The sequence below is a fragment of the Delftia sp. Cs1-4 genome (genome assembly GCF_000214395.1).
Taxonomy (GTDB): Bacteria; Pseudomonadota; Gammaproteobacteria; order Burkholderiales; family Burkholderiaceae_C; genus Comamonas; species Comamonas acidovorans.
Window position 1 is genome coordinate 1,066,851 of sequence record NC_015563.1, and the last position, 14,416, is coordinate 1,081,266.

12 protein-coding genes are annotated in these 14,416 nt (G+C 66.5%); 7 read left to right on the forward strand and 5 right to left on the reverse strand.

The features are described from left to right. Positions 1 to 76: 76 nt before the first annotated feature. Both groL and DELCS14_RS04710 read right to left on the reverse strand, forming a co-directional pair. Positions 77 to 1,720 carry a chaperonin GroEL gene (gene groL / locus DELCS14_RS04705; protein ID WP_013800679.1) on the reverse strand — a complete coding sequence of 548 codons (1,644 nt, stop codon included), beginning with the start codon at positions 1,718 to 1,720 and terminating at the stop codon, positions 77 to 79. 46 nt (positions 1,721 to 1,766) lie between these two features. Then, complete coding sequence (locus DELCS14_RS04710) at positions 1,767 to 2,057, reverse strand: co-chaperone GroES (protein WP_012207457.1); 291 nt, start codon at positions 2,055 to 2,057, stop codon at positions 1,767 to 1,769. A gap of 556 nt (positions 2,058 to 2,613) precedes the next feature. On the opposite strand from DELCS14_RS04710, the gene DELCS14_RS04715 reads away from it, so the two are divergent. From DELCS14_RS04715 to DELCS14_RS04735, 5 genes are all read left to right on the forward strand, one after another. After that, positions 2,614 to 3,291, forward strand: coding sequence for a sigma-70 family RNA polymerase sigma factor (locus DELCS14_RS04715; protein WP_071956818.1), 678 nt, complete (start codon positions 2,614 to 2,616; stop codon positions 3,289 to 3,291). After that, positions 3,288 to 4,361 carry a FecR domain-containing protein gene (locus DELCS14_RS04720; RefSeq protein WP_013800681.1) on the forward strand — a complete coding sequence of 358 codons (1,074 nt, stop codon included), beginning with the start codon at positions 3,288 to 3,290 and terminating at the stop codon, positions 4,359 to 4,361. Before DELCS14_RS04715 ends, DELCS14_RS04720 begins: the two co-directional genes overlap by 4 nt. A 374-nt stretch (positions 4,362 to 4,735) precedes the next feature. After that, entirely contained in the window at positions 4,736 to 7,141 is a 2,406-nt protein-coding gene (locus DELCS14_RS04725; protein WP_216595208.1) for a TonB-dependent siderophore receptor, read from the forward strand. A gap of 66 nt (positions 7,142 to 7,207) precedes the next feature. After that, positions 7,208 to 8,425: an efflux RND transporter periplasmic adaptor subunit gene (locus DELCS14_RS04730; protein WP_013800683.1), complete on the forward strand. Its 1,218-nt coding sequence runs from the start codon at positions 7,208 to 7,210 to the stop codon at positions 8,423 to 8,425. Further along, positions 8,422 to 10,416, forward strand: coding sequence for an ABC transporter permease (locus tag DELCS14_RS04735; protein ID WP_013800684.1), 1,995 nt, complete (start codon positions 8,422 to 8,424; stop codon positions 10,414 to 10,416). Before DELCS14_RS04730 ends, DELCS14_RS04735 begins: the two co-directional genes overlap by 4 nt. Positions 10,417 to 10,459: 43 nt before the next feature. Here the strand turns inward: DELCS14_RS04735 and DELCS14_RS04740 are convergent, their stop codons facing one another. Next, positions 10,460 to 11,038: a TetR/AcrR family transcriptional regulator gene (locus tag DELCS14_RS04740; RefSeq protein WP_013800685.1), complete on the reverse strand. Its 579-nt coding sequence runs from the start codon at positions 11,036 to 11,038 to the stop codon at positions 10,460 to 10,462. An 85-nt stretch (positions 11,039 to 11,123) separates the two neighbouring features. On the opposite strand from DELCS14_RS04740, the gene DELCS14_RS04745 reads away from it, so the two are divergent. Together DELCS14_RS04745 and DELCS14_RS04750 are read left to right on the forward strand one after the other, a co-directional pair. Further along, entirely contained in the window at positions 11,124 to 11,591 is a 468-nt protein-coding gene (locus DELCS14_RS04745) for a nuclear transport factor 2 family protein (RefSeq protein WP_013800686.1), read from the forward strand. 123 nt (positions 11,592 to 11,714) lie between these two features. Beyond that, on the forward strand, positions 11,715 to 12,302 hold the full coding sequence (locus DELCS14_RS04750; protein ID WP_013800687.1) for a peroxiredoxin: 588 nt from the start codon (positions 11,715 to 11,717) through the stop codon (positions 12,300 to 12,302). Between the two features lie 18 nt (positions 12,303 to 12,320). On the opposite strand, the gene DELCS14_RS04755 is transcribed toward DELCS14_RS04750, so the two are convergent. Beyond that, positions 12,321 to 12,695, reverse strand: coding sequence for a DUF779 domain-containing protein (locus tag DELCS14_RS04755; protein ID WP_012207448.1), 375 nt, complete (start codon positions 12,693 to 12,695; stop codon positions 12,321 to 12,323). Between the two features lie 67 nt (positions 12,696 to 12,762). Then, positions 12,763 to 14,286, reverse strand: a complete 1,524-nt coding sequence (locus DELCS14_RS04760) for an aldehyde dehydrogenase family protein (protein ID WP_012207447.1) — start codon at positions 14,284 to 14,286, stop codon at positions 12,763 to 12,765. Positions 14,287 to 14,416: the final 130 nt, after the last annotated feature.

The following is a 14,416-nucleotide window of genomic DNA, read 5'->3' on the forward strand; positions in this document are numbered from 1 at the left end:
AGGCCGCCCGAGGGCGGCCTTTGTCTTGCTGGGCAAACCGGGTATGGCGCAAGGCCTGCCCGGTTGCGGCGGGCAATTACATGCCCATGCCGCCCATGCCACCCATGCCGCCCATGTCGGGCATGGCAGGGCCGCCTTCAGCCTTGGGAGACTCGGCGATCATGGCTTCGGTCGTCAGCAGCAGCGATGCCACGGAAGCGGCGTTCTGCAGGGCCGTACGCGTCACCTTGGTCGGGTCCAGGATACCCATTTCCAGCATGTCGCCGTAGGTGTCGTTGGCAGCGTTGAAGCCGTAGTTGCCCGAGCCGTTCAGCACGGCGTTGACCACCACCGAGGGCTCGCCACCGGCGTTGGCCACGATTTCGCGCAGGGGCGCTTCGATGGCCTTCATGATCAGCTTGATGCCGGCGTCTTGCTCGGCATCGCCGGTCTTCAGGTCGCCCACGGCTTGCTTGGCACGCAGCAGAGCCACGCCGCCGCCGGCCACGATGCCTTCTTCCACAGCAGCGCGGGTAGCGTGCAGGGCGTCTTCAACGCGGGCCTTCTTTTCCTTCATTTCGACTTCGGTGGCAGCGCCAACCTTGATCACGGCAACACCGCCAGCCAGCTTGGCCACGCGCTCTTGCAGCTTTTCGCGGTCGTAGTCGCTGGTGGCTTCTTCGATCTGGATGCGGATCTGCTTGACGCGGGCTTCGATTTCAGCAGCTTGGCCAGCACCGTCGATGATGGTGGTGTTTTCCTTGCCGATTTCGATGCGCACTGCCTGGCCCAGGTCTTCCAGGGTCACCTTGTCCAGCGCCAGGCCCACTTCTTCAGCGATGACCTTGCCGCCCGTCAGGATGGCGATGTCTTCCAGCATGGCCTTGCGGCGGTCGCCGAAGCCAGGAGCCTTGACAGCCACAACCTTCAGGATGCCGCGGATGGTGTTGACCACCAGCGTTGCCAGGGCTTCGCCTTCGACGTCTTCTGCAATGATCAGCAGGGGACGGCCGGCCTTTGCCACGGCTTCCAGCGTGGGCAGCAGGTCACGGATGTTGCTGATCTTCTTGTCGAACAGCAGCACGAAGGGGTTGTCCAGCAGGGCAACCTGCTTTTCAGGGTTGTTGATGAAGTAGGGCGACAGGTAGCCGCGGTCGAACTGCATGCCCTCGACGACGTCGAGTTCGTTGGCCAGCGACTTGCCTTCTTCAACGGTGATCACGCCTTCCTTGCCGACCTTGTCCATGGCTTCGGCAATGATGCTGCCCACGGATTCGTCGGAGTTGGCGGAGATCGAGCCGACCTGGGCGATTTCCTTGGAGGTGGTGGTGGCCTTGGATTGCTTCTTCAGCTCTTCCACCAGGGCGGCGACAGCCTTGTCGATGCCGCGCTTGAGGTCCATGGGGTTCAGGCCGGCGGCCACGTACTTGGTGCCTTCGCGGACGATGGCCTGTGCCAGCACGGTGGCGGTGGTCGTGCCGTCACCGGCGATGTCGTTGGTCTTGGAGGCCACTTCCTTCACGAGCTGGGCGCCCATGTTCTGCAGCTTGTCCTTGAGTTCGATTTCCTTGGCGACCGAGACACCGTCCTTGGTCACGGTGGGGGCGCCGAAGGAGCGCTCCAGCACCACGTTGCGGCCCTTGGGACCCAGGGTGACCTTGACCGCGTTGGCCAGGATGTTCACGCCTTCAACCATGCGGGCGCGTGCTTCGCCGCCGAAAACTACGTCTTTTGCTGCCATTTCAATTCTCCGGATTCAGTTGGAAAGTGCGGTTTCGAAGCGCGGATTACTTTTCGACGACTGCGAACAGGTCGTCTTCCTTCATCACCAGCAGTTCGTCGCCATGGACCTTGACGGTCTGGCCGCTGTACTTGCCGAACAGAACGCGGTCGCCGACCTTCACGTTCAGAGCGATCACTTCGCCCTTGTCGTTCTTCTTGCCGGGGCCCACTGCCAGCACTTCGCCCTGGTCAGGCTTCTCGGCGGCATTCTCGGGGATCACGATGCCCGAAGCCGTCTTGGTTTCGTTCTCGAGGCGCTTCACGATCACGCGATCGTGCAGGGGACGCAGGTTCATACCAACTCCTAAATCATCAACAAAGTTGAAACAAAGACTTGCCGGCCCGGCGGGCCGGCATTCGAAGCAATGTGGGACAGAGGACTGTTAGCACTCATACCCAACGAGTGCTAATAATAAGGCAATTCGGCCAGGATTCAAGGGGTAGGGTCGGATGTGCCGCAGTGTGTAACCACGCCTCACATGCTTTTGCGCCACGGATTTCCGGTGGGTGTTGGCTCGGCGCTCGGCCAGCACCATGGCAAGAAGTGGCATCTGCGGAGCCCGCGCCGATGGAGTTCCTGCGGCGCGCCGCTGGGGGCCGGAGTCCTGGTTGCAGGATGTCCAGGCGCTAGAATGGGAATGAATCTCATTCATCTATTCATGCGATCTGCGCACATGGCCAGGGCGCCCCTTCCCGTCGTTGTCCATCCGATGCGTGGGGCCCCCGGCGCCACGCATCGGTTGCCCATCTGCGCGTTGTGCCTCACCTCCAGACTTTCATCACTGACGAATGCAGTGCCCTTGCGGGTTCACGGTCGGCTGCTGCATTCCTCCCGGGCGCAAAGGCTAGGGGATGAAACGCAATCCGGTCTCCGCAGCGCGGGGTGAGCCGATACCTGGACGCCAGACTCCAGAGGCTCCCCTGGTTGCGCTCTATACGCGTTGGCGCACGCCTGTGATGCGCATGTTGCGCCGACACTTTCGAACCACTGCAGCGGTCGAGGACGCGGCGCAGGAAGTGTTCGCACGGGTGGCCGCCACGGGCAGGAATCTCGAGCCCGGGCAGGAGCAGCCCTATCTGCGGCAGACCGTGCGCAGCGTGGCGGCACGCGACTGGGAAAAGGGCCCGGAGGCGCACGGGCTCCAGAGTGTTCCGTATGACGACTGCCAGCAAGAGCTGCTTGCCATCTCTGCCGAGGGCTTCGGAGACACCGAGCGTCAAGCCGAGAGCCGCCAGCGGCTGACGCGGCTGCACGAGGCGATCCAGGAACTGCCGCCGCGGCAGCGCGAAGCCTTCATTCTTCAACGGATCGAGGGGCGCACCGTTGAGGAAACCGCCGATTGCATGGGGATCAGTACACGGATGGTGGTGAAGCACCTGGGCCGGGCCGTCGGCTATTGCGAGACGCGCATCCTGTTCGCAAGTGCCACTCAGATGAGGCGCCTGCAGGCCCTGCAGGGCACACTGGACGCCGAAGAAGACAACGACGACGAATGCGCCGCCCCACCGGCGCAGGGCAAAAGAGCATGAGCGCAGAGCCAGGCCATTCCCGGTTGCAGGACCTCCCGCCCGAGCAGGTGCTTGGGCTCAACCATCGCGCGGGCGAGTGGTATGTGCGTCGCCAGCAGCCCGGCTGGTCGGGCGCGGACGAGCGCGCTCTCGACGAGTGGCTGGCGCAGGACCCGGCCCATCGCGAGGCCATGGACGGTGTCGGCCGCGCCTGGCGTGAAGCGGAGCAGCTCAAGGCCATGTTCCCGGCCGTCTACGGGCGCAACCCGCCAGCGGCTGCCGCCCGCGAAGCGCCGCGCGCCCGCAGGCCGGCGCCGCAGCCACGCAGTGCTGCAGGGGCCACGGACCGGCCGCGCAGACCCGCCATGGCATCGGCCTTCGCCGCAGCACTGTTCGCCGTGGTCGCCGCCGGGTACGGCTGGCACCGCTGGGACAACACCGCCAGCTATGCGGTCGATATCGCCACCGCTCCCGGCGAACTTCGCCGCATCGACCTGCCCGATGGATCGCAGGTGGCGCTCAATGCCAACAGCCGCCTTCAGGTGCGCTACTACCCCCGCCGGCGCGAAATCGTACTCGACCAAGGCGAGGCCTTCTTCAAGGTCGCGGCGGATGCCGGCAAGCCCTTCACCGTGGACAGCAGCGGCAGCCAGGTGCGCGTCGTCGGCACCGCATTCAATGTGCGGGCAGCCCCGCCGGAATTCGTGGTGCAGGTGCAGGAAGGGCGCGTCGAGGTGCGCTCAAAGACCCATCCCGAAGCCCCCGTGCTCGCCATGGGCCCGGGTGCGGGTGTGGCCATCGATCCCGCCAGCGGGCGCCGCCGCAGCCTTTCAGTGGCAACGCAAGACGTTGCGCAATGGCGGACCGGGCAGATCTACTTCAAGCGCGCCACGCTTCGGCATGTGGCGGATGAACTGTCGCGCTACCTCGGCCAGCCGGTGGAGATAGAGAGCCCTGCGCTCCAGGCCGTGACTGTTTCGGGCCTGCTTGCGCTGGAGGAGCCGGAACGCTTTCTCCTGGCCCTGCCCAGCGTAGCCAGCGTGCGCGTGCAGCGGCGCGCCGAGGGTGGCTGGCTGATCGGTTCTCGTTGAGATACAAATTGTTTCATTCTGTCGGGTTCTCTGGTTTTGCCTTTTCCTGCTTCTTCATGGGTAGGGGCGAGGAATTTCTGCGCCCCGGGGCTGCCAGCCACGGAAATGAGCAATCACCGCTTTCTGATTGATTCCCAGCCAACGGCCGCAAGCAAGCGGCATCCCCGCGCAGTTGGCTGTCCTCTACGCCCCCGCCTGATCTGGCAAGCGGGCGTACCCGCCTTCCTGCCCTGGGCCTGCCGTCGTCGTACGCACAAGGAATCCAGGAGCTACAGGTCATGTACCAAGGTCAGTCGAGGGAACGTTTCGAGAACAACAATGGGAAGCTGGCCGCGCACCGTGCGCGGTCTGTCCGCACACAGGAGTGCGGCCCTGTGCTGCGGCCCAGCCTGGTGGCGGTGCTCGTGTCGGCAGCGGTAGCCGTGATGGCCGTCAGCCCCGGCGAGGCGCTGGCCCAGCCCGCCGCCGCCATGGAAACCCGCCAGCCCTTTCACATTGCGGCCCAGCCCCTGCTTGAAGCCCTCAAGGCATTTGGCCGCCAGACGCAAGCGCAGGTGCTCTTTGATGACGGGCTGGTCGAAGGACGCCAAGGCGCAGCAGTCAGCGGCAATCTCAGTGCACGCGAAGCCTTGGCAAGACTGCTGGCTGGAACGGGCTTGGCCGCCGTCAGCACGCAGCCCGGCACCTTCACCATCCAGACAGCAGCGGCTGCTGCTTCCAAGGTGACTTTGGCGGAAGTGACGGTGACGGCGCAAGCCGATGCCAATGGAGCGACCGAAGGCACCGGCTCCTACACTGCGGACCGGGTGCGCACTGCCACCAAACTGGACCTGTCCATCCGCGAGACGCCGCAATCGGTCAGCGTGGTGACGCAGCAGCAGATGCGCGATGCCAACATGCATTCGCTCGACGACGTGACGGATGCCCTTGTGGGTGTCACCTACAGCCAGCTGGGCACCGAGCGCTCGTACTTCTATTCCAGGGGCTTCCAGGTCACGGACCTGCAGATCGATGGCCTGTCCACCAGCATGGCCGAGAGCTTTTCGGCCGACGCCATGTCGCTCAACAACATGGCGATCTACGACCGGGTGGAGGTGGTGCGCGGCGCCAACGGCCTGCTCCAGGGCTCGGGCAACCCGTCGGCCGTCATCAACCTGGTGCGCAAGCGGCCGACGCGCGAGTTCCAGATGAGTGCCGAGGTCGGCGCCGGCTCCTGGGCGGACTACCGGGCGCAGTTCGACGTATCCGGCCCGCTCAATGCCCAAGGCACCGTGCGCGGCCGCGCCGTCCTGCTCAACAACCAGTCCAACAGCTTCAGGCAGGGCGCCGAGGCCGACAACCGGATGCTCTACGCCATCGTGGAGACCGACCTGGGCGCCGCCACGACGGCCAGCCTCGGCTTCAGCGCGCAGCGCGACAACCACCAGGGCTATGACTGGGGCGGCTTCAACACGCGGGAAGATGGCTCGTTCTACCCCCTGGACCGCTCGGCCTCGCAAGCAGGTCCCGACGCGCACCTGAACCGGGACAACTACACCGTCTTCGGCGACGTGAAGCACCGCCTGGGCAACGGCTGGAACCTGGCCGCCGCCTTCAACGCGGTGCGTTCCAAGGCCAGCTTCGTTGCCAATTACCCCGCACGGATCTCGGGCGGCAGCCATGCCCTGACCTGGGTGGACGCGGAGTACACCGACAAGCAGTTCGCCTTCGACCTGCATGCCACAGGCCCCTACACCCTGTTCGGCCGCCAGCATCAGCTCATGCTGGGCCTGAGCACCCGCAGGGACAACTTCGACTACGACATATACGCGCCCCGGGGCTCGCAGACGATAGACGTCACCGGCTTCGACTTCTCCTCGATCCGGGTGCCGGGCTTCAGCAGCACGCCCTCCGTCTATGCGCTGGAGCGCAACGAGAAGGGCGCTTCCATCGCCACCCGTCTGCGCGCCACAGAGGCGCTGAGCTTCATCGTCGGCAGCCGGTTGAGCTGGTCGGGCTATTCCTCCCGCAGCCCGTACACCACCGCCTCGTTCGACTCCGGCCGGCAGTTCATCCCGTATGCGGGCGTGGTCCATGACCTGAGCCCTGCGCATGCGCTCTACGCCAGCTACACCGACATCTATTCGATCCAGCAGTACTACAGCCCGAGCGGCCTGCTCGACCCGGTGAAGGGCAAGAACTACGAAGCCGGAGTGAAGAGCCAGTTCTTCGACGGCCGCCTGCAGACTGCGCTGGCGGTGTTCCAGACCGACCAGCTGAACCTGCCGGTGGCCCTGAGCATGGCCTCGACCTGCGGGCTCAGTGGCGGCGCCCGCTGCTACACAGAGGGCGCCAAGGTACGCAACCGTGGCATCGACCTGGAGGTCACGGGCTCGCCCGCACCAGGCTGGAACGTTGCCGCCGGCTTCACCTTCAGCGACCCGAAGTACGTGGCCGGCCCCAATGCGGGCAAGCACTACAACACCACCTTGCCGCGCAAGGTCTTCAAGCTGTCCACCGACTACCGCCTGCCCGGTGGACGGTGGCGTGTGGGCGGCAGCGTGCAGGCACAGAGCGCCATGTCGCACGACGGTGCCGGGTTTCGCATCCAGCAGGGCGGCTACACGCTGCTGAACCTGCATGCGGGTTACCAGTTCACCAGCCGCCTGCGGCTGCAGGTGAACGTTCGCAACGCACTGGACAAGCACTACTACCAGACCATCCCGACCAACAACAACTACGGTGGCGTCTTCGCCGGCACGCCGCGCAGCTTCGCGGTGACCCTGCGCTATGACTACTGACCGGCGGGACGGAAAGCACGACGACATGCGCCGTAACGCCACATCGAGTTGCGAGGCTGCCCGGTGATGCCGCCGCACTCCACGCAGCGCCGGTGGCGGCCCGGCGCGGGCAGGCTCGCCCTGGCGATCCTGATTCCGGCGGCCGCTGCCGCGGGTTGGCTCCTGCTGCGGCCGGATTCATCGCCGCGATGGCAGACGGCCACGGTCGGCCGCGGCGACATCGAATCGAGCGTCGCGGCCATCGGCACCTTGCAACCCGTGCGTTCGGTGGACGTGGGCGCCCAGGTATCAGGCCAGATCACCCATATCCACGTGCAGCCGGGCGATACGGTCCGCAAGGGCCAGTTGCTGGCCGAGATCGACGCCAGCGTGCTGGCGGCCACCGTGGAGGCCGGACAGGCCCGGATTGCCAGCCTGCGTGCCCAGCTGGACGATGCACAGGCCCAGGCGGAGCTGGCCGGCCAGCAGTACAGCCGCCAGCAGCAGATGGCGCGTGATGGAGCCACCCGGCTGGAGGACGTGCAGACGGCCGCCGCCATGCGGCGCTCGGCGCGGGCCAAGGTGGCGCAGTACGAGGCCACGATTCGCCAGACGGCGGCCAGTCTGCGCGCCGACGAGGCGCGGCTGGGCTACACGCGCATCTACGCACCCATTGAAGGCGTGGTGACAGGCATCGACGTCAAGGAAGGCCAGACGCTGAACGCCACCTACCAGACGCCCGCGGTGCTGCGCATTGCCGACCTCTCGCGGATGACGGTGTGGACTGAGGTGTCCGAGGCCGATATCCGCCATGTCAAGGTGGGCCAGGCTGCCTACTTCACCACGCTCGGAGGGGACAGGCGCCGATGGAGCGGCAAGGTGCGGCAGGTGCTGCCGGCCCCGCCCGTGCAATCCGGTGCCGGTGCCGCCGGTGGCAGCGGCGCTGCTGCGGCGCCCGCCATGAAGGCCGTGCAGTACACCGTGCTGTTCGACGTGGACAATCCCGACGGCGCCCTGATGCCGCAGATGACGGCCCAAGCTACCGTGGTGGCTGCGGCGGCCCAGGGGGTGCTTGTCGCTCCGCTGGCCGCCTTCAAGACCGCCAGCGACCTGCACACCGACAAGACGCACGAGGTCCGCCTGCTTGCCGAGCGGTCACCCGACCAGGTCGTGGAAGTCCGCCGTGTGCGTCTGGGCGTGAGGGACCGCCTTCAGGCGGAGGTGCTGGAGGGGCTGGCCGAAGGCGACCGGATCATCACCGGTGAGACGGCCCCGGCCGCAGGCCCCAGGAGATTGCGGTGGTGACCCCGCTGATCGAACTGCGGGGCATCCGCAAGCGCTATGGCGGCGCCACCACGGGGCGCCCCGTGGTGGAGGTGCTGCACGGCATCGACCTGGCCATCCATGCCGGGGAATTCGTCGCCATCGTCGGCCAGTCCGGCTCGGGCAAGTCCACGCTGATGAACCTGCTGGGCTGCCTGGACCGGCCGAGTCAAGGCACGTACCGCTTCAACGGCCGTGACGTGGCCGACCTGGTCGCCGACGAGCTGGCCTGGCTTAGACGCGAGGCCTTCGGCTTCGTGTTCCAGGGCTACCACCTGATCGCCACCGACTCCGCGCAGGAGAACGTGGAGATGCCGGCGATCTACGCCGGCAAGACCGGGGCCGAGCGCGCAGAACGTGCAGGCGTGCTGCTGGGACGCCTGGGGCTTGCCGGCAAGCTGCACCTGCGACCCAACCAGCTGTCCGGAGGACAGCAGCAGCGCGTCTCCATCGCCCGGGCGCTGATGAATGGCGGGCGCATCATCCTGGCCGACGAGCCCACGGGCGCGCTGGACAGCCAAAGCGGCGCCGAGGTCATGGCGCTGCTGCACGAGCTGGCGGATGCCGGCCACACCATCATCCTGATCACCCACGACCGCGAGGTGGCGGCACAGGCCCGGCGCGTCGTGGAGATCCGCGACGGGCGCATCGTCGGCGACGTCCGGGAGAGCCGCGCTGCGTCAGGCCAGGCCGCGTCAGGCCGAGCCGCGTCAGACCTCGCGCTCGCGGCCATCCCCGCGCCCGGCGGGGCACGGGCGCGGCTGGAGCCGGGCACGCCGCTGCTGCCGGACCTGCGCGAGGCGCTGCGATCGGCCTGGCGCTCCATGCGCATCCACCGCTCGCGCACCGCACTGACCTTGCTGGGCATCGTCATCGGCGTGGCCTCGGTCATCGTGATGCTGGCCGTGGGCATGGGAGCGCGCGAGGACGTGGTCGCGCGATTGGGCGCGATGGGCTCGACCGTCATGTACATCAACAACCGCCCGCCACCGCAGGGTGGTCCGCAGGGCGTGACGACCCTGGCCGACCTCGAAGAGATAAAGAAGCTGCCGGAAGTGGCGCACGCCATGCCCGTGGCGCGCGACCCGGCCATGCTGCGACATGGCAACTTGGCCTGGCAGGCGGACACCATCGCGGCCACCCATGCATGGCCGTCCATCCATCACTGGTCGGTGGCAGAAGGCCGGTTCTTTACCGAGGCGGAGGACGAACAGCTGGCGCCGGTGGTCGTGATCGGGCAGAAGGTGCGCGAGCGGTTCTTCGAAGATGAATCGCCGCTGGGCAGGCAACTTCTCATCGGCAATACGCCGTTCCAGGTGGTCGGCGTCATGGCGGCCAAGGGCGCTGGCGATGGCGGCAGTTCGCAAGACGACCTGGTGGTGGTGCCCTACCGCTCGGGCATCCTGCGCGTTTTTCCGAACGGTCGCAGCTTCGATCCGCACTACACGGTGGTCCAGGCGCGGGATTCGCCGAGCGTGCTGCCGGCGCAGGCGGCCATCGAGGCGTTGCTGCGCTTGCGCCACGGACGCGAGGATTTTTTCGTCGCCAACGCAGCCGCGCGTTTGCAGGCGCAGGCCCAGGCACAGGATTCGATGACGACGATGCTCAGCCTGATCGCCGCCGTGTCCCTGCTGGTGGGCGGCATCGGCGTGATGAACGTCATGCTCATGGCGGTGAAGGAGCGCACGCGCGAGATTGGCATCCGCATGGCCACCGGGGCGCGCCAAAGGGACATCCAGCGACAGTTCCTCACCGAGGCCGTGCTGGTGACCATGGTCGGCGCAACCGCCGGCGTCGTGGCGGGGGTGGCCATCGGGGCGGGTCTCATCGTCTGGGGCAGCGAACTGGTCTTCTCGGTGAGAGCCATGCTGCTGGCCTTCGGCTGTGCGGTGGCGACGGGCCTGGTGTTCGGCTTCATGCCGGCCCGGCAGGCGGCAAGACTCGATCCTGTCGTTGCGCTGGCAGGGGAGTAACGAGGCCCGGTGCGGAACTTGCGCAACGGATGCCTGAGCCTCCTCAAGACCCGGGGCGGCTCACAACCCCCGCTGCCGCTGCCTTGAAGTTGTCCATGACTTCATCGATCGGCTGACCCATCTGCGCATGGACGATGGCGCCGTCCGCCGCCAGGGTGAGCGCAGCGCCCACGGACACGGGATGGCCACCGAACAGGCGATCCAGCACGGACGACATTTCCTGCTTGTGCCGCCGGACCGTTGCCAGGATCTCAGGGTCGGACGAGCCCAGTTCGGCAGCGGCATTGAGAAAGGCGCAGCCCCGAAAGTCGGGCTGGCCGAACCAGCTCCTGAGGGTGGTTGCGAGGGCCTCCAACGCTGGCGAGCCCGCGTCAGTCGCGTGCGCCAGGCTGGCCTGGAACCAGGAAATCCACCGTTCATGGCGGTAGTCGAGGTACGCCCGGATCAGGTCGTCCTTGCTGGCGTACTGGCGGTAGAAGGTGACTTTGCTGACCGACGACCGCTCGATGATCCTGTCCACGCCCGTGGCCCGGATGCCCTCTGCGTAGAAGAGGCCGTGGGCGGCCACCAGGATGCGCTCGCGGGGGGGCAATGACTCGAAGGATGGCTCGGAAGTTTTCATGAAGACATTGTAGACAGATCGTTCCACCTCCGTTAGAGTGATGCATGTAGACAGATCGTTCTACATCTCTTCAAAAGGTCACATCATGGAAACTCGCCCACCCCTGCCCCCGTTCTCGCTCGCAAGCGCCGTCCAAAAGGTCCGTCTGGCCGAGGATGGATGGAACACACGCGATGCGGCCAAGGTTGCGATGGCCTATACCCTCGACACGAAATGGCGCAACCGGGCAGAGTTCGCCAACAGCCGCGCCGAGGCCCAGGCCCTTCTTGAGAGGAAGTGGAAGAAGGAGCTGGACTACCGGCTGATCAAGGAGCTTTGGCTGTACGGAGAAAACCGGATCGCAGTCCGCTACGCCTATGAGTGGCACGACGATGCCGGGAACTGGTTCCGGTCGTACGGCAACGAGAACTGGGAATTCGAGGCCGACGGTCTCATGCGCCGGCGCTTCGCATGCATCAACGACATGCCCATCCAGGAGTCGGAGCGCAAGTTCCACTGGCCGCTGGGCCGCCGCCCCGATGACCACCCCGGTCTGTCCGACCTGGGCCTGTAGGCAGCAAGGCCTCGGGCCACGCCCCAGGTGTCGAATCCCCGCGCTGATCCACGGCAAATGCGCCAGCAGCCCGGGCCGATTGGCCACAATGGGGCATCCCGTTCCAGGCTCAGGAGGCCATGCATGTCCGATATCCGCTGCGGCGATTCCACCCACCCACGCGCATCCCTGGGCCGCCGCTGCGCGCGTGCCGCCGCTCCCCTTCTGGCGGCGCTGCTGCTGTCGCCGCTGGCCCAGGCCGCGCTCAAGGTGGGCGACAGCGCGCCGCGCTTCACCACGCCGGCTGCGGTGGCGGGCAAGGCCTTCGATTTCGACATGGCCGCCACGCTCAAGAAGGGGCCGGTGGTGCTGTATTTCTTCCCCAAGGCCTTCACCCAGGGCTGCACCATGGAAGCCCACGCCTTTGCCGAGGCCACGCCGCGTTTTGCGGCCATGGGCGCCACGGTGGTGGGCATGTCGCATGACGACATCGATACGCTCAAGCGCTTTTCCACCGAGGCCTGCCGCGACCAGTTCGCCGTGGCATCGGACCCGCAGGCGCAGACCATCCGCGCCTACGACGCCTCGGCCGCCGCCGACCCCCAGCGCGCCGACCGAATTTCCTACGTGATCGGGCAGGACGGCAAGGTCCGCTTCGTGCACATGGGCTCGGACCCGGACGAGCATGTGCGCCAGACCGAGGCCGCGGTCAAGCGGCTGACCGGAAAGTAGCCCGCCGCGCGGCCCCTGTCAGGGGCCGTTGCCCTCGCTGGCCAGGATCTCGGCGTATTCCTCGTCCGTGAACAGCCTGGAACGTGTGTGGAAGGCCTTGCCCGTGCTGCCCTCCAGCGAGAAGGTGCCGCCCTGGCCCTCGATCACATCGAGGATGAGCTGGGTGTGCTTCCAGTATTCGTACTGCGACTTGCCGATGTAGAAGGGCGCGCCGCCCACCTGGCCCAGCAGCACGTCCTGGGCGCCTATCGTCAGCTCGCCGGGCAGGTAGCAGTTGGCGGCGCTGTTGTCGCAGCAGCCCCCGGACTGGTGGAAGAACACCGGCCCGTGCTGCGCCTGCAGGTCGGCGATCAGCGCCAGCGCGGCGTCGGTGGCAATCACTTTGTCAACCATGGGTTGGTCCTTTCCTGGGCGGCCGGCCGCGCTGTGCGCCGCCGGCCGCATTCACCTGGGAAGAACTTCAGAAGAAGCCCAGCTTGTTCTCGCTGTAGCTGACCAGCAGGTTCTTGGTCTGCTGGTAGTGGTCCAGCATCATCTTGTGGGTCTCGCGGCCGATGCCCGATTCCTTGTAGCCGCCGAAGGCCGCGTGCGCCGGGTAGGCGTGGTAGCAGTTGGTCCACACGCGCCCGGCCTTGATGGCGCGGCCCATGCGGTAGGCCACGTTGCCATTGCGGCTCCACACGCCCGCGCCCAGGCCGTAGAGCGTGTCGTTGGCAATGGCCAGGGCCTCGGCCTCGTCCTTGAAGGTGGTCACGGCCAGCACGGGGCCGAAGATTTCCTCCTGGAAGATGCGCATCTTGTTGTGGCCCTTGAACAGCGTGGGCTGCACGTAGTAGCCGCCTTCCAGGTCACCGCCCAGATGGGCCTGGCCGCCGCCGGCCAGCACCTCGGCGCCCTCTTGCTTGCCCAGGTCCAGGTACGACAGGATCTTGGTGAGCTGCTCCTTGGACGCCTGCGCGCCCATCATGCTGTCGGTGTCCAGCGGGTTGGCATGCCGGATGGCGGCCACGCGCTGGAGCACACGCTCCATGAAGCGGTCGTAGATGCTTTCGTGGATCAGCGCGCGGCTGGGGCAGGTGCAGACCTCGCCCTGGTTGAAGGCGAACAGCACCAGCCCTTCGACGGCCTTGTCGAGGAAGGCATCGTCCTTGTCCATCACGTCGGCGAAGAAGATGTTGGGCGACTTGCCGCCCAGCTCCAGCGTGGCCGGGATCAGGTTGTTGGCCGCGGCCTGGGCGATCACGCGGCCCGTGGAGGTGGAGCCCGTGAAGGCGATCTTGGCGATGCGCTTGCTGGTGGCCAGCGGCATGCCGGCCTCGCGGCCGAAGCCGTTGACGATGTTGAGCACGCCGGGCGGCAGCAGGTCGGCAATGAGCTCGGCCAGGATCAGGATGCTGATGGGCGTGGACTCGGCCGGCTTGAGCACCACGCAGTTGCCCGCACCCAGCGCGGGCGCCAGCTTCCAGGCCGCCATGAGGATGGGGAAGTTCCAGGGAATGATCTGGCCCACCACGCCCAGCGGCTCCTGGATGTGATAGGCCACCGTGGTCTCGTCGATATGGCTGAGCGCGCCTTCCTGGGCGCGCACGCAGCCCGCGAAATAGCGGAAATGGTCCACGGTCAGCGGGATGTCGGCATTCAGCGTCTCGCGGATGGCCTTGCCGTTGTCCACGGTCTCGGCATAGGCGAGCAGCTCCAGGTTGGCCTCGATGCGGTCGGCGATCTTCAGCAGGACGTTCGCACGCTCGGCCGCGCTGGTGCGGCCCCAGGCGTCGCTGGCGGCATGGGCGGCGTCCAGCGCCAGTTCGATGTCCTCGGCCGTGGAGCGCGCGGCGCGGGTGTAGACCTTGCCGCTGATGGGGGTGACCACGTCGAAGTACTGCTCCTTGACCGGAGGTACGAACCTGCCGCCGATGAAGTTGTCGTAGCGGGCCTTGTAGGCGATCTTGGCGCCAGCGGCGCCGGGTGCTGCGTAGACGGTCATGCTGCTTGTCTCCTGAGGATGCTTATGGGTCTGTTGTGATCGGGTGTGGATCGGCATATCCAGCCATGGCCGGACGGCAGACATGATTCAAAAGCCGTGCCAGCCTGCAGGCCGCAGGGCAGGTGCCCGC